Here is a 15,330-nt window from a genome sequence, read left to right as displayed (position 1 = left end):
GAATCCTCCTCAGATATAAAAGGTTTGTAAATACAAATCCTTTACCCTAACTGTTCTACTTATTTATGATTACGAATCGTTTCAAACCATGTATATAGTTGCTGATATGTGCTATAAACCAATTCTTTTTCTAATTGTAAGTGGTTCATTTTCTCACGATATGTGTTCGATTCAATTAAATCACGCTTTTGTTTTTGTTCGGCCATAAAAATGACACCGTCTTTTATTGTAACAAATTCTAACTCAAAAAACACCTGTGTCATGAAATTTACTGTATCTTTCGACCAACCTTTATGACGACATAGTTGTTCCCCATATTGTCTTAAAGAAAATGGTGCTTTTTGGTTCAAGAAAGAGTAGTACCATTTAAAATGTTCCCTCGTTGGGACTGTACTAAATAAATGGTTATTCTCTTGATAAAATAACGTATAAATTCGCGATGGGAATCCCATTTTAAATAGATCACGTAATTCATCTGTTCCTTTCGGCAAATCAAGCAAAACGATGTATTGATCATCTAACTGTGTGACCTCTGATGCATGCATGAGATGTTCTTTATAGTCTTCTAAAGAAAACTTATTCAATACCTCTTCAGAAAAATACACCATTGTTATTTTTTCTTTCGGAAGTTCTGCTAAATTTGCTTCTGCATTACGCATACTACGCCAATCAAATAATTGCCATGCCTCTACAGCGATATCTTGTACCATTAATTGCGGCTTCTTAAAATTATTCCATTCATTAATGGATGCTTCTCCTATTACAGAAACTTTCGCAACTGGAGAGATTTCTTTCGCATAAGCACCAAATCCAAATCCAATTGTATCCAGTGTTGCTTGTCCATCACGAAGCGTCATTTTTAAATGAGATCCATCCGATCCGATTGCACGAATGCTTTCTAAATCAGCATCTTTTACCGCAATACGTGGTTTTGGATTTCCAACACCAAACGGCGCTAGCTTTTGCATATCCTCAATTGCAGCAAGAGTTACATCCTCCACCTTACAAAAAGCATCAACTGCTGTAATTGGAATAAAATCTTCCTCAGTTAAAATCACATCAGCTTGCCCATTTAACCTACGTCTTAATTCATCTACATCATTCATATGTAGCGTCATTCCGGCTGCCATCGGGTGTCCTCCGAAGTGTGGCAATAACTCTCTACAATCAGACAAGTTAGCAAATAAATCAAACCCTGCAATACTACGCGCTGAACCCTTTGCCGTTTCTTTTATAGGATCAATGCTCAATACAATCGTTGGACGATAAAAACGTTCAACTAATTTAGAAGCAACAATCCCAATTACACCTGGATTCCAGCCTTCTTTCGCTAGTACTAACACTTTATTTTCTTCAGGCGGAAAATTATTTTCAACTTCGGCGATAGCTTCTTCTGTAATTTGCTTTACAATATCTTTTCGAAGTTTGTTCAGCTCATCAATTTCTTCAGCAAGCTCTTTCGCTTCTTCTGGGTCGTCTGATAATAATAAATGAACAGCAGGTGTTGCATCTTCTAAACGTCCAACCGCATTAATGCGCGGTGCAATTGAGAAGCCAATACTTTCTTCTGTAATTTCACTTTGCGAAACGTTAGCAACTTTAAATAAAGCTTTCAAACCAATATTTCTTGTCATACGCATATGTTTAAGCCCGCGCTGTACTAACAATCTGTTTTCACCATGTAGCGATACTAAATCAGCTACTGTACCGATTACTGCGATTTCCAATAAATGTTCTGGAACGCGCCCTAAAAGTGCATGTGCAACTTTAAACGCAACACCAACACCCGCTAAATAGTGAAACGGATAAACACCGCCTTCTAATTTCGGATGAATAATTGCAAGTGCTTCTGGTAATTCTGGCGGTGGCTCATGGTGATCTGTAATAATAAGATCTATTCCAAGGTCCTTCGCTACCTTCGCTTCATGTACCGCTGCAATACCAGTATCTACGGTAATAATTAGCGAGAACCCAGCGCTATGCGCCCAACGAAACGCTTCTTCGTTTGGTCCATACCCTTCTGTAAAACGGTTTGGAATATAAAATTCTACCTCTGCACCTAATTCTTGAAGCGCAAGATATAAGACAGTCGTACTACTTACTCCGTCCGCATCGTAATCACCAAATATTAATATTTGCTCTCCATTTTGAATCGCCTTATTTACACGTTCTACCGTTCTATCCATTCCTTCTAATAAAAATGGATCGTGAAATTCTTGATTTTCTGTATTTAAAAAATCTAAAATCTTATCTTCTGTATCTAATCCTCTACCGAGGAATAACGAAACAACAAGAGGTGATAATTGCAATTTACTTGCTAATTCACTCACTCGCTCTTCACTATATTCTTTTTCTTTCCAACGCGTCTTCGGTTGTAACACGAAATCACCCCTTAACCTATCCATTATACAAGACAGATTAAGGGGTGACAATATGATGCAAGCTACGATGCAATATCCATATACTAAAATATTAATGCTATTTAATTTGGAGAATACGGATTTATATGTACAAACACATTTTGTACGTTATCTTGTTTCATAAGTGTTTCTTTCACATGCTTTCCGATGCTATGCCCTTCTTCTACAGTGATATATGGATCTACAGATACTTTAATATCAACGATTACATAGTGACCATGTTCCCTCGCATATAAAGAACCTATTTTCTTCACACCTTCCACTTGAAGAACTGCTTCTCTAAACGGAATAACATCCTCCTCATGAAGCACATGATCAAGCGTTGCGTGAATCGCTTCCGCCCCAATACTCCACGCCATTTTCGCAACAAGAATTGAAACAAATAATCCTGCAATCGGATCGGCATATACAAGCCAATCTAAACCTAATTTACCACCGATGATAGCTGCACAAATGCCGATTAAAGCTGCAATTGAGGAAAACACATCCGAACGGTGCTCATATGCATTTGCAATAATTGCATCACTATTTATCCTTTTCCCTAATCGGAATTTATATTGAAACATTCCTTCTTTCACGACAATAGAAAAAATGACAGCAAAAATCGTAATTCCCTTCGGCGGTTCTAATTCTTGTGAAAAAGCTTTTATAGACGAAATCGCTATCTCTAGTCCAACAATAAATAATAATACCGCTACAATAATCGCTGAAATCGATTCCGCTTTACCATGACCGTACGGATGATCTTCATCAGGCGGCTGCTTCGCTGCTCGCAATCCAAAAAGTACAGCTAGCGAACCGATTACATCTGATCCAGAATGCACTGCATCCGCCAATAGTGCCTTACTGTTTCCAATATAACCAATTACCGCTTTTATAATCGCTAATATAATATTACCAACGATACCGACAATAGCACCAAACTCAGCCTGTTTAAAACGTTCATCTTTTTCCATAATTAAAATCCCTTCTTTTCTTAACCTCTCTTTTATTGTAACAAAAACGAAGTTAACATCACCACTTTCTCCCATTATCTTCTTTCAAAAGTTGCTACCTTATTGTATCCACAAACGAAAAAAGAGATGCCTCATAAAGAGACATCACCTTTTTTATACTTGCGGTTCAGATTCTACTTTCTCAACCTTCTTCTTGTTTTTCCCCTTTTTCAAACGACGGTTTTCAAGTAGTAACCAAATTTGAGAGGCAACGAAAACAGAAGAATACGTACCTACGATTAATCCAACAAGTAACGCAAACGAGAAGTTACGAAGTGACTCACTACCGAAGATAAGCAGCGCAATTACTGGGAACAACACTGTTAATACGGTGTTAATCGAACGTCCAAGTGTTTGGCGAATACTTGCGTTTACGATTTCTTCTAAGTCTTTTATGTCGCGAACGCGTTTTTTCTGTTTGTATAGCTCACGGTTTCTATCAAACGTAACAATCGAGTCATTGATAGAATAACCGATGATTGTTAATACCGCAGCGATAAACGTTAAGTCTACTTCTATCTGGAAAAGACTAAACATAACAACCATAACGAATGCGTCATGTAGTAATGCAAGTACTGCAGATAATGCATACGTAAATCGGAATCGAATACTTACGTATAAGATAATAACTACCGAAGCAATTAATACTGCGATAAATGCATTTCGTGCGATTTCTTTACCGATTGTTGGTGAAACTGTACTTACGTTTGGCTCTGTACCATATTTATCATGGAAGAATGTTTTTGCTTTCGCAATTTCATCTTTTGATAAAACTCCTAATGTACGAACGGCGAAACCTTTATTGTCGTCCCCGGTCGGTACAATATCTTCTTCCTTCACATCAATTTTCAATTCTTTCAAATCTTTATGAACATCTGACACAGTAAGTGCTTGTTTAGATTGCAAGTCGATACGTGTACCACTTGCAAAGTCAATCCCAAGATTCAGTTTGAAAATTGGTAGTATAATTGCACCTGCAATTACAACTACCATCGAGAAGATAAGGAATTTATGACCGATATTTACGAAATTAATACGATCAAATCTTGTCGGTGGATGTACTACACCTTTTGTTAATGGAATAATATCCTTTTCCTTAACACCAAAGTAAGATGGTTTTTTATCGAAGTAACGGCTCTTTACAAGTAAACCTAGTAAGAAACGAGTACCGAATACGTTCGTAATGAAACCGACTAAAATACTAACAATTAAACTTGTTGCGAATCCTTTTACAGAGCTTGTACCGTAAACGAATAATACACCAGCTGCTGCAATTGTTGTAACGTTCGCATCTAAAATTGTCGATAATGAACGATGGTTACCAGCACGGAATGCTGACATCATCGACTTACCAATTTTAAGCTCTTCCTTCAATCTCTCGTACGTAATGATGTTCGCATCAACTGCGATACCAACCCCGAGCACTAATGCCGCAATACCTGGTAACGTAAGAACTGCATGCATCCAGTTAAAGACAAGTAATGTAACGAAAATGTATAAACCTAACATAATAACCGCTACAAGTCCTGGTAAACGGTAGAATACAAGCATGAATAAGAAGATAATAGCAATACCGATCGCACTAGCGAAAATCGTTTGCTCTAATGCTTGTTGCCCAAATTTCGCTCCAACAGATGTTGAATACATTTCTTTTAAATCAACAGGAAGTGCACCTGCATTTAATAAAGATGAAAGTTCTTTCGCGCTTTCCACTGTAAAGTTTCCACCTACGATAGATACTTGAGCTTGGTTAAATACTTGGTTTACTGTTGCTGCTGATAAAAACTTCGGATTCGGTTTTGCAGACTCTGCTTTATACGAATCTTTTCCTTCTTCAAAATCAAGCCAAATTACCATTAAATTCGTTGGTGGTGGCATTTTTGAAATTTTTTCAGTTACTTCACGGAATTTGTCAGCGCTTTTCAGTGTAAGACCTACGCTTGCACGGCCTTGCTCATCAAATGTTTGCTTTGCTCCGCCGCCTTTTAAATCCGCTCCGTCCATAAGAAGGTTGTCATTCACATCACGGAATGTTAATTTTGCTTGTGTTGATAACATGTCACGTGCTTTTTGCTGATCTTGTACACCAGCAAGCTGTACGCGAATTCGATCTTCTCCTTCGATTTGAATGTTCGGCTCACTTACACCGAGTGCATTGACACGATTTTCAAGAGCACCTACTGTACTGACAAGTGCATCACGATCGATTTTATCACCTTTTTTGGCTGGTTTTACTTCATACAGAATTTCAAAACCACCGCGAAGGTCTAGTCCTAGACTAATTCCTTTTGCTATGTCTTTTCCTGCCGCACCAATCACTCCACCAATTAATAAAACGATGAGGAAAAAGGCGGCAATTCTTGTACCACGCTTTGCCATATGTACCCTCTTTCTGCTACTAACACTTTCAATAAATCTCTTACGATTCATTTTTACACGTGTGCATACGCCTAGTTAGTAGACTTACTTTCTATAAAATACATGTATTTCTGCTAGTTCATCACTAGCTGTGTCGGTAAGCTTGTCACCATACCTACACTTTCATTATTTATTTTTCCTCTTCACTACCTCCTTTATATATAATCTTAGACATAATTATTTCCTCTTTATCAATACCTATCATTATACTGCAAAAGGAAGAACAAACCAATTGCAGTCAGTTATTTATTTTCATATTCATCAAATGACCAAAGTGGCGCTTGATATGCTTCAACAGTTAAATAAGTCATATATTCATTAGCACTTACTCTTAATACATCATTTACTAATTCATATAACCTAACATCACTGTCTATCTTCTTCCACTTTTTCACCTTGAGAAACTTCCAAATATCATTATCTGTCACTCGGTCATAACCAAACATGTGAAACTCTTCTACTTTACTTTCTAAAACGACTTGTAACTGTCCGCGGTATGATTCTACCAAAGCCTCTTTATCCAACATATATAACATCTCCTTCTTATTTCAGCACGAAAAGTCGCTTTTACTCCCGCTCTAATGGACAGCAATAACTACTTCCAAGAGTACCATTCATACTTTACTCTCTTAAATGCTTGTCATTCTTGTCTCATACGTGCATATAAATTATTGTAAATCATTCCATTGATTTTGAGAAGGTAGGAGAAGAGTATGACGAGACAAAGCTTTTTAAAAGGTGCATTTATTTTAATGGTAGCTGGCTTTATTACAAAAATCCTTGGATTCATTAACCGCATTGTAATGGCACGTATTTTAGGAGAAGAAGGCGTTGGCCTTTATATGATGGCTGTCCCCACCTTCATTTTAGCAATTACATTAACACAAATAGGCCTTCCCGTTGCAATCGCAAAATTTGTAGCAGAAGCGGAAGCAGTAAACGATAAACAAAGAGTTAAAAAAATCTTAACAGTCTCGCTAGCCATTACATCCATTATTAGTATCATTTTAACAATTGGGATTATGCTCCTCACACCTATTTTAGCAAAAACATTATTAACTGATGAAAGAACGTACTATCCATTAATAGCTATTTTACCTGTCGTCCCTGTTATTGCCGTTTCTTCCGTTTTACGTGGTTATTTCCAAGGGAAACAAAATATGAAGCCTAGCGCTTATGCCCAAGTCCTAGAACAAGTTGTCCGCATTACAATTATCGCTGTATGCATTCGGTTATTTTTACCTTACGGCGTAGAATATGCTGCAGCTGGCGCTATGTTATCAGCCGTTCTTGGCGAAGTTGCATCTTTATTATTTTTACTTACTTTATTCCAGCGCGAAAAACATTTATCTATACGCTCTGGGTTTTTCACTACGGTAAAGGAGAGCAAAAATACATTTTATTCTCTTATGGATATCGCACTTCCAACTACAGGAAGCCGTTTAATCGGTTCCGTTTCATATTTCTTTGAACCTATCGTTGTTATGCAAAGCTTAGCAATTGCCGGGGTTGCTGCTTCTGTCGCAACACAGCAATACGGTATATTGAACGGTTACGCCTTCCCGCTTCTATCACTACCTGCCTTTATTACATACGCTCTTTCTACAGCACTCGTCCCTTCCATTAGTGAAGCAATGGCAAAGAAACAGCACAAATTAGTGGAACACCGTTTACAACAAGCACTTCGAATTTCCTTAATTACTGGTGGATGGTCAGTCGTTATTTTATATGTATTTGCTTCACCCGTCTTAACGCTTATGTATGGATCGGACAGTGCAACAGCGTTCATCCAACTTCTTGCACCTTGCTTTTTATTTCATTATTTTCAAAGCCCACTTACATCTGTGTTGCAAGCTTTAAACTTAGCAAGAGCTGCTATGATGAACACATTTATTGGCGCTATCGTAAAATTAATCGTTATTTTTGCACTCGCTTCACGCCCAGAGTTCCAAATGATGGGGGTTGCTCTCGCAATCGCAGCAAATATAGTGACGGTAACATTCCTTCACTATGCTACTGTTTTAAAGAAAATTAAATTTACCATTTATGCAAAAGACTATATTTTTGGAGGACTTGCCATCGGTATTGCAGGCGCCTTCGGTTTTTACCTTCATAAGTATATTATTTTCTCTCATTCACTTGGCGTACAAACATTATGGGAAATCACTTTAACAACAATCGTTTATATTTTCCTCCTCTTTGCTTTCAAACTCATTCGAAAAGAAGAGTTGAGTCGCCTCCCTATCATTCGGAAACTTTCATTTTTGAAGTAAATAGGCTTACTATTTAATACGGTAAGCCTCTAGTTTTCTTTCAAATCAACAAAAAATTGGCCATTTTGAAAGCTGCAGTATAAAATTTGCGCTATATCGTTATAACCTAAGTTTTTTAATTTCCCAATGAGCCATTCATCTGTGTGTTCAATCATTTGCAAATGATTGAATTGAATTTCTCCATCAATAATTAATGGGAGTGTAAAAATCGGCGTATCATTTTTACTCTTTTTACTTTTTTGTTTTTGAAAAACAGACAACTTCCCTGATGGTTCTAAAATAGCATATTCCACATCCCGCACATCCCCGACCCCTTGCTCCCTTAGTTGCATCATTAAATCGTCTATGTTATAGCGCTGTTTCCGCATCTTTTTTTCATCAATCTTTCCCGCATTTATAAGAATAGCCGGTTCCCCTTCTATTAAATGTCGAAAACGTTGAAACTTTAAAGATATAACTGACAAAATGATTTGTATGCACATAAGAAAAATCATTGGAACTAATTGATGCCAAAGTGATTTATCGGTATTTTCAATTGCTACTACGGCCATTTCTCCAAGCATAATGAATACGACTAAATCTAATACACTTAGCTCTCCAATTTCACGTTTACCCATAAGACGGAAAATAATTAAGATAATGATATACAAAAGCATCGTCCGGCCAATTATTGATACCCATTCCATTTCTACATCTCCTTTTTTATTTATAGACTTCCCTACAAAAAAGAAACTAGTCTAACTTGATCAAAATGAAAATATGCTTGTATTAAAAAGGGGGAATTTATAAATGGATGGAACGAAAAAATTATCAACTGCAATCGGCTTCGGCATTATTACCCTACTTATCCTCGCATCTATTACTAGCATGGTTATAGCTCTATTATTAAAGTTTACGAATATGAATGAAGGGACATTAACCGTTACTATTTTGATACTAGCTCTTCTATCTATGCTTATGTCTGGGTTTATTGCTGGCAAAAAAGCGCAAGGGAAAGGTTGGCTAGTAGGTTTCACAACGGGACTTACATTCGCCATACTTGTTTTTCTAGTTAACTATTTAGGTTTCTCTCAAACTTTATCGAACTCACAGTTACTTTACCAATTAGCATTAATGGGCGCGAGTACACTCGGTGGTATTTTCGGTGTAAATATGTCAAAACAAAATAATTAAAAAAAGGCCCTGCACATTTCATGCAGGGCCTTCCTCATTAGTTTTTCACAACTTCACGAATCGCATTGCGATCGAAAGTTAAGTGTGAACCACCAGATTTAATAACGATTTTCGTTTCATCTACTGATTCGATTGTACCGTGTAAACCACCGATTGTTACGATAGCATCACCTTTTGCTAACTCGTTTTGCATTTGAGCTACTGCTTTTTGACGCTTTTGTTGCGGGCGAATTAATAAGAAATAGAAAATCGCAAACATCGCAACGATCATAATGATATTCATCATACCTGGATTCATATTTTGTTCCTCCTTTTAAATTATGTATTAGAAGTTTTTAGCATTCGGTTTATTAAAGCCATACTGTTCAAAGAACTCTTCGCGGAAATCGCCAAGACGGTCTTCACGAATAGCTTGTCTCACCTGCTCCATTAAGTTTAACAGAAAATGAAGGTTGTGATAAGACGTTAAACGAATTCCAAACGTTTCATCACATTTCATTAAGTGACGAATGTACGCACGAGAGTAATTTTTACATGTGTAGCAATCACAATTAGGATCAAGTGGGCCGAAGTCTCTAGCGAATTTTGCATTTTTCACAACTAAGCGCCCTTCGCTTGTCATACATGTACCATTTCGAGCAATACGAGTTGGAAGTACGCAGTCGAACATATCAATACCACGAATCGCACCATCAATTAATGAGTCAGGAGAACCTACTCCCATTAAATAACGTGGCTTATTATCCGGAAGAAGTGGTGTTGTAAACTCAAGGACACGGTTCATAATATCTTTCGGCTCACCTACAGATAAACCACCTACAGCGTAACCAGGGAAGTCCATTGAAACAAGGTCTTTTGCACTTTGACGACGAAGCTCTTCAAACTCCCCACCCTGTACAATACCGAATAAACCTTGATCTTGTGGACGTTCATGTGCTTTTAAACAACGCTCTGCCCAGCGACTTGTACGCTCTACAGATTTCTTCATGTATTCAAAAGTAGCTGGGAATGGTGGGCACTCATCAAATGCCATCATAATATCTGCACCTAATGCATTTTGAATTTCCATCGCTTTTTCTGGTGATAAGAATAATTTATCTCCGTTTAAGTGGTTACGGAAGTGAACACCTTCCTCTTCAATGCGGCGGAAGTCACTTAAACTGAACACTTGGAATCCGCCTGAATCCGTTAAGATTGCACGATCCCAGTTCATAAACTTATGCAAACCGCCTGCTTCACGAATAATTTCGTGACCTGGACGTAGCCATAAATGATACGTATTACTTAAAATAATGCCAGAATCCATTGCTTTTAATTCTTCTGGCGACATCGTTTTAACTGTTGCAAGCGTACCAACTGGCATAAATGTTGGTGTATCAAATGAACCGTGTGGCGTATGTACACGTCCTAAACGCGCACCCGTTTGTTTACAAGTTTTAATAAATTCATAACGAATTGCTGTCATAATTTACTCCTTTTATTTGTTTCTCATTTTAGCGTGAGATGCAACGAACATTGCGTCACCGAAGCTAAAGAAACGATATTTTTCTTTTACTGCTTCATTATAAGCATGAAGTACATTATCTCTATTTGCAAATGCACTTACAAGCATAATTAATGTTGATTTTGGCAAATGGAAGTTTGTAATTAAACCATCAATTGCTTTAAATTCATAACCTGGGTACATAAAAATATCTGTCCATCCAGAAGCAGCGCAAAGCTTACCATCATGATCTGTCGCAATTGTTTCTAACGTACGAGTTGATGTCGTACCTACTGTAATAATACGTCCACCATTCTCTTTCACACGATTTAATAACGCAGCCGTCTCTTCAGACATATGGTAATATTCTGCGTGCATATGGTGCTCTTCAATCGTATCTGCAGAAACTGGTCTAAATGTCCCAAGCCCTACGTGAAGTGTAATAAAAGCTAACTCGACGCCTTTTTGCTTCAATTTCTCAAGTAACTCTTCTGTAAAGTGAAGTCCAGCCGTCGGCGCTGCTGCTGAACCGATTTCCTTCGCATATACCGTTTGATAACGATCGCGATCTTCCAGCGTCTCTTTAATATACGGAGGAAGCGGCATTTCTCCAAGCTCATCTAAAATTTCATAAAAGATGCCGTCATATGAAAACTCAAGTTGACGCCCACCTTGATCTGCAGTTCCTATGCAAGTTGCTTTTAACTTTCCTTCACCAAAAGAGATGACAGTTCCTTCTTTTACACGCTTCGCTGGCTTTACAAGCGTTTCCCACTTATCTCCATCCTCTTGTTTTAAAAGAAGCACTTCGATATGTGCGCCTGTATCTTCTTTCACACCATGCAAGCGAGCAGGCATAACTTTCGTTTCATTTAAAACTAAGCAATCCCCCTCATGTAAGTAAGAAAGAATGTCTGTAAAATGTTTATGCTCAATATCACCAGTTTCACGGTCTAACACCATTAATCTTGAGGTTTCACGATCTTCTAACGGGACTTGTGCAATAAGTTCTTCTGGCAAATGAAAATCAAACAGATTAATATTCATAACTGTATCCACCTATTTCTTATTTGAATCGATTTATTATATACATAATAAAAGATAATGCAATACTTAACACAATACATGTAATGATAGGAAAATAAAAGGTAACGTTACCTTTTTTCACAAAAATATCGCCTGGAAGCCTTCCTATGAACTTCCAAGCTAGACCAACAACAATGAGTAAAATACCGGCTGTAATAAGCAGCTTTGGCATCTCCGTCATGCTTTTGGCATCTCCATTCCGAAATGTTCATATGCAAGCGGAGTTACAATCCGGCCTCTTGGAGTTCGTTGTAAAAAGCCAATTTGTAATAAATACGGCTCATATACATCTTCAATCGTATGAGATTCTTCCCCAATCGTCGCCGAAACTGTTTCTAGTCCAACGGGACCACCGCGGAACTTTTCAATAATACCAAGTAGTAATTTATGGTCAATATGATCAAGACCTAATTTATCTACTTGCAGTAGTTCTAACGCCATTTGTGTAATTTCCATTGCAATTGTTCCGTCACTGCGAACTTGTGCGAAATCACGTACACGTCGTAATAAACGATTCGCTATACGAGGTGTACCACGAGCACGTCTTGCAATTTCAAGTGCAGCTAACGAATCTATTTCAACTTCAAACACTTCTGCTGTACGTTCGACAATCGCAGAAAGCTGATCTACTGTATAATACTCTAATCGTGAAAGTACACCGAAACGGTCACGAAGTGGTGCTGATAATGCACCTGCACGCGTCGTTGCCCCAACTAGCGTAAATGGAGGTAAGTCTAAACGTACAGATCGCGCTGATGGTCCTTTTCCAATCACGATATCAAGGCAAAAATCTTCCATCGCTGGGTATAGCACTTCTTCAATAGATCTATGCAAACGATGAATTTCATCAATAAATAATACGTCTCCAGGCTGAAGCGCTGTTAATACAGCTGCTAAATCTCCTGGTCTTTCAATTGCGGGACCTGACGTCGTTCGAATGTTAACACCCATTTCATTGGCAATAATATTCGCAAGCGTCGTTTTACCAAGTCCAGGTGGGCCATATAAAAGTACGTGATCTAACGTTTCTTCACGCATTTTCGCCGCTTCAATAAACACTTCTAAATTATGTTTCGCTTTATCTTGGCCAATATACTGACGGAGCGTCTGTGGCCGTAATGAATACTCTAAATCCGCATCTTCGTATCCAGATTCCCCTGAAAGGAGACGTTCGTCCATTATACTCACCTCTTACCGTTTAGTAAAAGACTAAGTGCCTTTTTAATATATTGATCCGTCGTTAATGCTTCTTTTAATAACTCTGGCACAACGCGAGAAACTTCTCGTTCTGCATAACCAAGTGCACGCAGTGCTTCCAGTGCTTCATCAAGTTCAACTGATGAACCTTTCTTCTCATCAAAACTTTCAACATCTGAGAACAAGTCAACAAACGCATCTGGTACAACATCGGCTAGTTTTCCTTTTAAATCTAAAATCATTTGGCGCGCTGTTTTCTTTCCGACGCCCGGGAACTTCACTAAGAACTTCTCATCTTCATGTTCAATCGCTTGAACGACCTGTCCTGTTTGACCAGAAGCTAAAATTGCAAGAGCGCCTTTTGGCCCAATGCCAGACACACCTAACAACTTTGTAAATAATAAACGCTCTTCACGTGTTTTAAACCCGTAAAGTGCCATAATATCTTCTCTCACATAATGATATGTATAGACACGGATTTCTTGCTTACTTCTTTGAAATACATACGGATTTGGTGTGAAAATTTGATAACCAATTCCATTATGGTCAATTACGACATATTCCGGTCCTACATACTCCACGTAACCTGTAACATATTCAAACAAAATACGATCTCTCCCTCTCAAATCATGTATTCCATTTTAACATATTTAACAATAGAAAAGCGAGACTGCCCCAACAAATGTTCTCTATTTGAAACTTCTGTTATTTTCCATTGACAGAAAGTATAAAGCACCTTAATATACAGAAGTCGATAATGATTATCAATATTAATTAAAGGGGTTACATCAGGATGAAGCAAAAGCTATTTATTTTATTTACTATTATGCTAGTTGTTCTTTCTATCGTTGGCTGTTCTTCTCAAAAAGAAGAATCAAAAGCAAAAGAACAACCGAAAACAAAAGTTGTAAAACATGCTAAAGGGGAAGCAACAATTCCAGTTAATCCAAAGAGAATTGTTGATTTATCTGGATCAACAGAGGAATTATTAATCCTTGGACATAAACCTGTTGGCACAGCAAACACATATAAAGATAAAATCCAAAATCACTTAACAGACAAGCTAGACGGCGTAAAGGCAGTCGGCTGGTACTGGGCGCCTAAAGTTGACCTAGAGGCTGTTACAGCTTTAAAACCAGACTTAATTATTTTAAACAATCGTCAATTGAAAATTTATGATCAACTAGAAAAAGTTGCACCGACAGTTGTTCTAGAAACAAATCTAGAAGACTGGCGTGGTAAGTTTAAAGAAGTAGGTAAACTATTTGACGAAGAGAAGAAAGCTGACAAATGGATTGCGGACTACGATAAAAAAGCAGACTCTTTATCTAAAAAAATTAAAGAAAAAACAAAAGATGAGAACTTTATGTTCGTTGCAGTAACACCACAAAACTTCCGTGTGTACGGTAGCTTCGGTTATGGTGATATACTCTTTAACGATTTAAAGCTTCCAGCAACAAAAGGTACAGATTTAAAACAAACGATGGCACAAGTATCATTAGAAGGACTTGTTGCATTCCAACCTGATCAAATGTTTATTGTAAACTTCGGCGGAGAAGCTGATAAAGTGTACGAAGACTATAAAAACAGTGCCGTTTGGAAAGATAATAAAGCAGTAAAAAACAATCACGTATACGAAGTATCAAATGAAGTTTTCAATACGAAAGCATTCAATCCAATCGGAAAAGATATGCTAATTGATGAAATTGCAAAAGAAATTTTAGCTAAAAATAAATAAGAAAAAGCAGCTCACCATGAGCTGCTTTTTTTCTTATTTTGCACTGCATACTGCTTCATTTTTTCGATTGTCTTCACAAAACCTTCTTTTGATTTTATACGAATACCACGTTTCAATTTCGCACGTTCATAACTCTCAAGTTTTTTCATATCAATTTGAAAAAAGGAGTGGATCGCGTTATCACTTTTCGGTACCCCTTTGAAAATTTGTAATATCCCTTCCTCTGAAACACCAAAATAACCGCTCGTTTTCAGTAAAGGAGAAATATCATCAACTTTCTTTTGTAATACAATTTGCACATCATCACGATCAACAAGTTGCCATTCATTATATTGCTGCAAAAACTTTTCTAAATCCGCTACTTTTTCTGTCAGTATTTCCTCACTTACTTCTCCATCAACATACATGCGCTCTAATAAAATTGTAACTTGAGGTTCTTTTTCTACTACTTCTGCCCTCACATCGGATCCATAAGCTAAGCAAAACATCATAACGAAAGCTTGCAATGCAATTAGTATCCACTTCATTTCCGTTCACCTCTTCTAGG

General features: G+C 37.5%; 15 protein-coding genes. 3 read left to right on the top strand and 12 right to left on the bottom strand.

The genetic code is table 11. From position 1 onward, the window contains the following. Window positions 1-59 precede the first annotated feature (59 nt). The 4 genes from recJ to CDB3_RS01965 form a co-directional block, all read right to left on the bottom strand. The gene (gene recJ, locus CDB3_RS01980; RefSeq protein ID WP_128853335.1) at window positions 60-2,381 is read right to left on the bottom strand and encodes a single-stranded-DNA-specific exonuclease RecJ; all 2,322 of its coding nucleotides are present in this window, start codon (window positions 2,379-2,381) and stop codon (window positions 60-62) included. Between the two features lie 101 nt (window positions 2,382-2,482). Then, on the bottom strand, window positions 2,483-3,376 hold the full coding sequence (locus tag CDB3_RS01975) for a cation diffusion facilitator family transporter (protein WP_097830588.1): 894 nt from the start codon (window positions 3,374-3,376) through the stop codon (window positions 2,483-2,485). Between the two features lie 153 nt (window positions 3,377-3,529). Next, complete coding sequence (gene secDF / locus CDB3_RS01970) at window positions 3,530-5,794, bottom strand: protein translocase subunit SecDF (RefSeq protein WP_128853334.1); 2,265 nt, start codon at window positions 5,792-5,794, stop codon at window positions 3,530-3,532. 281 nt (window positions 5,795-6,075) lie between these two features. Next, on the bottom strand, window positions 6,076-6,360 hold the full coding sequence (locus CDB3_RS01965; protein WP_128853333.1) for a post-transcriptional regulator: 285 nt from the start codon (window positions 6,358-6,360) through the stop codon (window positions 6,076-6,078). Between the two features lie 186 nt (window positions 6,361-6,546). On the opposite strand from CDB3_RS01965, the gene spoVB reads away from it, so the two are divergent. Further along, window positions 6,547-8,106 carry a stage V sporulation protein B gene (gene spoVB / locus CDB3_RS01960; RefSeq protein ID WP_128853332.1) on the top strand — a complete coding sequence of 520 codons (1,560 nt, stop codon included), beginning with the start codon at window positions 6,547-6,549 and terminating at the stop codon, window positions 8,104-8,106. Window positions 8,107-8,135: 29 nt separating this feature from the next. On the opposite strand, the gene CDB3_RS01955 is transcribed toward spoVB, so the two are convergent. Further along, a complete protein-coding gene (locus tag CDB3_RS01955; protein ID WP_044737697.1) occupies window positions 8,136-8,792 on the bottom strand; it encodes a DUF421 domain-containing protein in 657 nt (218 codons plus the stop codon). A 103-nt stretch (window positions 8,793-8,895) separates the two neighbouring features. On the opposite strand from CDB3_RS01955, the gene CDB3_RS01950 reads away from it, so the two are divergent. Continuing rightward, window positions 8,896-9,279: a TIGR04086 family membrane protein gene (locus tag CDB3_RS01950; protein WP_000349132.1), complete on the top strand. Its 384-nt coding sequence runs from the start codon at window positions 8,896-8,898 to the stop codon at window positions 9,277-9,279. Window positions 9,280-9,316: 37 nt separating this feature from the next. Here CDB3_RS01950 and yajC read toward each other — a convergent pair whose 3' ends face one another. The 6 genes from yajC to ruvA are packed head-to-tail and all read right to left on the bottom strand — an operon-like array spanning window position 9,317 to window position 13,650. After that, on the bottom strand, window positions 9,317-9,577 hold the full coding sequence (gene yajC / locus CDB3_RS01945; protein WP_128853331.1) for a preprotein translocase subunit YajC: 261 nt from the start codon (window positions 9,575-9,577) through the stop codon (window positions 9,317-9,319). 27 nt (window positions 9,578-9,604) lie between these two features. After that, a complete protein-coding gene (tgt, locus tag CDB3_RS01940) occupies window positions 9,605-10,744 on the bottom strand; it encodes a tRNA guanosine(34) transglycosylase Tgt (RefSeq protein ID WP_128853330.1) in 1,140 nt (379 codons plus the stop codon). Window positions 10,745-10,756: 12 nt separating this feature from the next. Continuing rightward, window positions 10,757-11,809, bottom strand: coding sequence for a tRNA preQ1(34) S-adenosylmethionine ribosyltransferase-isomerase QueA (gene queA, locus CDB3_RS01935; protein WP_128853329.1), 1,053 nt, complete (start codon window positions 11,807-11,809; stop codon window positions 10,757-10,759). 19 nt (window positions 11,810-11,828) lie between these two features. Continuing rightward, window positions 11,829-12,029 (bottom strand): DUF2905 domain-containing protein, encoded by a 201-nt coding sequence (locus tag CDB3_RS01930; protein ID WP_000138161.1) that lies wholly within the window; start codon window positions 12,027-12,029, stop codon window positions 11,829-11,831. Further along, entirely contained in the window at window positions 12,026-13,027 is a 1,002-nt protein-coding gene (ruvB, locus tag CDB3_RS01925; RefSeq protein WP_000344469.1) for a Holliday junction branch migration DNA helicase RuvB, read from the bottom strand. Before ruvB ends, CDB3_RS01930 begins: the two co-directional genes overlap by 4 nt. A gap of 5 nt (window positions 13,028-13,032) precedes the next feature. After that, entirely contained in the window at window positions 13,033-13,650 is a 618-nt protein-coding gene (gene ruvA, locus CDB3_RS01920) for a Holliday junction DNA helicase RuvA (protein WP_128853328.1), read from the bottom strand. A 188-nt stretch (window positions 13,651-13,838) separates the two neighbouring features. On the opposite strand from ruvA, the gene CDB3_RS01915 reads away from it, so the two are divergent. Then, window positions 13,839-14,783 (top strand): iron-hydroxamate ABC transporter substrate-binding protein, encoded by a 945-nt coding sequence (locus CDB3_RS01915; protein ID WP_128853327.1) that lies wholly within the window; start codon window positions 13,839-13,841, stop codon window positions 14,781-14,783. An 11-nt stretch (window positions 14,784-14,794) separates the two neighbouring features. On the opposite strand, the gene CDB3_RS01910 is transcribed toward CDB3_RS01915, so the two are convergent. Then, window positions 14,795-15,310 (bottom strand): BofC C-terminal domain-containing protein, encoded by a 516-nt coding sequence (locus tag CDB3_RS01910; protein ID WP_128853326.1) that lies wholly within the window; start codon window positions 15,308-15,310, stop codon window positions 14,795-14,797. Window positions 15,311-15,330: the final 20 nt, after the last annotated feature.

This window comes from Bacillus sp. CDB3 (assembly GCF_002081505.1).
Taxonomy (GTDB): Bacteria; Bacillota; Bacilli; order Bacillales; family Bacillaceae_G; genus Bacillus_A; species Bacillus_A cereus_AT.
This window is presented reverse-complemented; position numbering and strand designations above follow the sequence as displayed.